Source organism: Streptomyces corynorhini, from assembly GCF_003346515.1.
Lineage (GTDB): Bacteria > Actinomycetota > Actinomycetes > Streptomycetales > Streptomycetaceae > Streptomyces > Streptomyces corynorhini.
The window spans coordinates 4982-8891 of sequence record NZ_QQNA01000390.1; the positions used below are offsets into that span (position 1 = coordinate 4982).

Below are 3910 nucleotides of genomic sequence, written 5' to 3' on the forward strand. Positions count from 1 at the left end.
GGGGCGGCCCGCGGCTCTGTGTCGTGCACGGTGGGTGTCGTGCGCGACAGCTGTCGTGCGCCGAACCGCTCGCGCGCCGAGCGGTTCGGCGCACGAGCGGTTCTGCGGTGGGTCAGGGGTGGGTCAGGGGGCGGAGCGACGGGTCAGGGGGTCAGCGGCGGGCGCGGGCCCCGGTCCTCGGGTCCCTGGTCCTCCGGCCGCTCGTCGTGCTTGATGACCTCGCCCTGGACCACCTTGCCGTCGGGCCGGCGCATTCTGGCCTGCTGGGCCTGCTCGAAGGCGTCGCCCAGCCCGCCGGAGACCGAGGCCGCCCGCACCCGGCGCTCCAGCGACCGTTCCGCGTAGCGGCCGAGCGCCAGCCGGACGAACGGGATGAGCAGCAGCAGCCCCAGGACGTCGGTGATGATGCCCGGCACCATGATCAGCAGCCCGCCGAGCATCAGGAACCCGTTGCCCGTGGTCCCGGTCGCGCCGCCCACCTCGGGGGTCGCGTCCGGCCGCTGCTGACGCTGCTGACGCTGCTGGCGCTGGACGGTCTCGGTGAGATTGCGGAAGGCGCGCCGGCCCGCGCTCTTGATCACCACGGCGCCGAGCACGATCGAGCCCGCGATCAGCAGCAGGAGGCCGAAGCCGCCGATGGTGTTCGCCACCACGGTCAGCAGCCAGATCTCCAGCACCAGCCAGGCGGCGATGGACAGCGGGATCAGGGTGCGGGCGCGGGAGCGCTTCGGACGGGGACTTTGCGGCTGCGCGGTCGTCATACTCCCAGTGTGCCTGGGCGGCGGCGCTGACGGCGTAAGCGGGTGATCAAGACCGGGACGGCGGTGTGGGCTTGCGGCCGAGGAGACGGTTGGCGCGGGACTCGACGCCCCACGCCGTGACCCGCCAGAGCGCCTCGACCAGGATGTCCTTGCTCATCTTGGAGTCGCCCAGCTCGCGCTCGACGAAGGTGATGGGCACCTCGACCACATGGCAGCCCGCCTCGACGGCACGCCGGGCCAAGTCGACCTGGAAGCAGTAGCCCTGGGAGGAGACGGCGTCCAGGCCGAGCGCCTCCAGGGTCTCCTTGCGGAAGGCCCGGTAGCCGCCGGTGACGTCGCGGATCGGCACGCCGAGCAGCACCCGGGAGTAGGAGCTGCCGCCGCGCGAGATCATCTTGCGGGTGGTGGGCCAGTTGACGACCCGGCCGCCCGGCACCCAGCGCGAGCCGAGGACGAGATCGGCGCCCTTGAGCGCGGTCAGCAGCCGGGGCAGCTCCTCGGGCTGGTGCGAACCGTCGGCGTCCATCTCCACGAGGACGCCGTAGTCGCGCTCGATGCCCCAGTGGAAGCCCGCCAGATAGGCGGCGCCGAGCCCCTCCTTGCCCTTGCGGTGCAGGACGTTGACCTGGCTGTCCGCCGCGGCCAGCTCATCGGCGATCTTCCCGGTGCCGTCGGGGCTGTTGTCGTCGGCGACGAGGACGTGGGCGGCGGGCACCGCCGCGCGCACCCGGGAGACGATCGACGCGATGTTCTCGGCCTCGTTGTAGGTCGGGATGATCACCAAGGCCGTACCGAGGGGCCCGTACCGCCTCTGGTCACCGTCGTTCACTGCTGCCCCTATGTGGATCGCCGTACGCAGAGCCGTACGCAGATCACCAGCTTAGCGAGCACACCGGGCGCCCGGAGCACCTCGGCGAACAGGTGTCGGGCCCGGACGGGGGCCGCCGAAGGGGCATCTCGGGAGATGACGGGCGCAACCGGATACCGCGCGGTCCGGGGGCCGGGGCTGCCGGTCGGGGCCGGGGCCACGACCGGGGCTGCGGATCGGGACCCGGCGTCCTTCGGGCCGACCTGGCACCCGCTGGCTGCGGGTCGACCGAAAGCCGTTGTCTACTGAACGCCGGGGCCCCATCCGGGTCACACCCGCCGACCGGCAGAATCCTTCCCTCGCCGACGAGACGCGGGCGCTGGACCTGGCTCCCAGTGGTGGTGCGCCGGTGCGGCACACCACCCCATGGCCCAGCGGCGTTCGACGACCGCGTGGAGGTTACCGGACGGACGTCCGTGGTGGACCCGGCCGAACCTACCCGCCCGTGGAGGCTTGCTGTCAATAGCCGTTTGAAGTGCGGCGTTTACCCGAATCACCAGGTCAGTGCGGGAGATCCGCAGGTCGCGGCAGAGAGCGGGGACCACCGGCGGGCGGTACGAAATGTCCGTACGTCACTCGTTCGGTCGCACAAATACCGTTTGTCCGGAGACGACGGTCCGCAGACATACGGGCAGCGGCCGGCCGGGGGTGAGATCGGGCAGGCCCGGGGTGCCGGAGCGCGGGTCGGTGGACCAGCGGGCCACCCGGTCGTCCGGCGCCTGGACCACCAGCTCGCCGGTCCGCCAGACGGCGTAGTCGGCGGGGGCGCCCGGCACCAGCGTGCCGGCGTCGTCGCGGCCGACGGCGCGCCAGCCGCCCCGGGTGTGGGCGGTGAACGCGGCGCGCACCGAGATCCGGTGGGCGGGCGTGCGGTGGAAGGCGGCGGCCCGTACGGTGCCCCACGGGTCCAGCGGGGTGACCGGGCTGTCCGAGCCGAAGGCCAGCGGGACCCCGGCGCGCAGCAGGGCGGCGTACGGATTGAGCGTGGCGGCGCGCTCGGCGCCGAGCCGGGTCGCGTACATGCCGTCGGCGCCGCCCCAGGCCGCGTCGAAGGCGGGCTGCACGGAGGCGGTGAGCCCCAGCTCCGCGAAGCCCGCGACGGTGTCCGGGGTCAGCATCTCGGCGTGCTCGACGCGGTGCCTGGCGGCCCGGACGCGGGCGGTCCCGAGCCGTTCGGCCGCCCGGCGCACCCCCTCGACGACCGCGTCGACGGCGGCGTCCCCGATGGCGTGGAAGCCCGCCTGGATCCCGGCCTCGGTGCAGGCGGTGACGTGGGCGGCGATCGCGGCGGCGTCCAGCCGGGCGGCGCCGGTGTGCGCGGCGTCGGCGTACGGGGCGCGCAGGGCGGCCGTGTGGGAGCCGAGCGAGCCGTCCGCGAAGAGATCACCCGCGGCGCCCCACGCGCCCAGCTCACGCACGCGCCGGGCGCCCTTCTCGTCGCTGATCAGCTCGGCCCAGTAGCCGTGGACACGCGGCCCCGGCTCCGCGTCGGCCAGGGCGAGCAGGGCCGTGAAGTCCTCCTCGCTCGAAATGTCCGGGCCCGCGCACTCGTGCAGCGTGCCGATCCCGAGCGAGGCGGCCCGCAGCCGGGCGGCCCGCTGCGCCTCGGCGCGCTGCCGGGGGCCGAGGGCGCCGTGGGCGGCCTCGCGCACGGCGTGGTGCGCGGCGTCGGTCAGCGGGGCGTCCGGGTGGTAGCCGGGCAGCGTGCTGACCGCGGGCACCAGGTCGAGCAGGGCCGTGGTCACCACGGCCGAGTGCTCGTCGATCCGGGGCAGGTAGAGCGGTCGGCCCGGCGCGGCCCCGTCCAGTTCGGCGCGGGACGGGGGCCGTCGCTCGGGCCAGTTGTCGCAGTCCCAGCCGTGGCCGAGCAGCACCTCACCGTGGGCGGGCGACCGCGCCTCGTGGTGGGCCCGTACGAGCGCGAGCGCCTCCGGCAGGCTCCCGGCGCCGGACAGGTCGAGCCCGGTGAGCGCGAGGCCGGTGCCGGTCAGGTGGGTGTGGGCGTCGGTGAAGGCGGGGGTGACCAGGGCGCCGTCCAGGTCCACGACCTCGTCCACCCCGGTGGCGAAGGAGTCCGCGGCGCCCTCCGAGCCCACCCAGGCGACATGGCCGCGCTCGACCACCATCGCGGTGGCGAACGGATCGGCGGGGCTGTGGACTTCTCCCCGGCGCAACAGGACGGTGCGGCCGGGTTCGCCCCGGGGGGCGGTGCGACGGTTCATGGGGACCAGTCTCGCGGGTGCGGGCGGCGCGGCACGGCGCGCCGCCCGCACCCGCGAGA

General features: G+C 74.7%; 3 protein-coding genes. All 3 read right to left on the minus strand.

Annotation, left to right across the window (positions count from 1 at the left end; translation table 11 throughout):
• Positions 1-143: 143 nt before the first annotated feature.
• Positions 144-761: an FxsA family membrane protein gene (gene fxsA / locus DVH02_RS33240; protein WP_114627561.1), complete on the minus strand. Its 618-nt coding sequence runs from the start codon at positions 759-761 to the stop codon at positions 144-146.
• 46 nt (positions 762-807) lie between these two features.
• The gene (locus DVH02_RS33245) at positions 808-1590 is read right to left on the minus strand and encodes a polyprenol monophosphomannose synthase (RefSeq protein ID WP_114627562.1); all 783 of its coding nucleotides are present in this window, start codon (positions 1588-1590) and stop codon (positions 808-810) included.
• A gap of 611 nt (positions 1591-2201) precedes the next feature.
• On the minus strand, positions 2202-3851 hold the full coding sequence (locus DVH02_RS33250; RefSeq protein ID WP_114627563.1) for an amidohydrolase: 1650 nt from the start codon (positions 3849-3851) through the stop codon (positions 2202-2204).
• Positions 3852-3910 lie beyond the last annotated feature (59 nt).

Coding starts and splice junctions, on each gene's coding strand:
- fxsA (WP_114627561.1), bottom strand. CDS start 761: ATGACGACCGCGCAGCCGCAAAGTCCCCGTCCGAAGCGCTCCCGCGCC.
- DVH02_RS33250 (WP_114627563.1), bottom strand. CDS start 3,851: ATGAACCGTCGCACCGCCCCCCGGGGCGAACCCGGCCGCACCGTCCTG.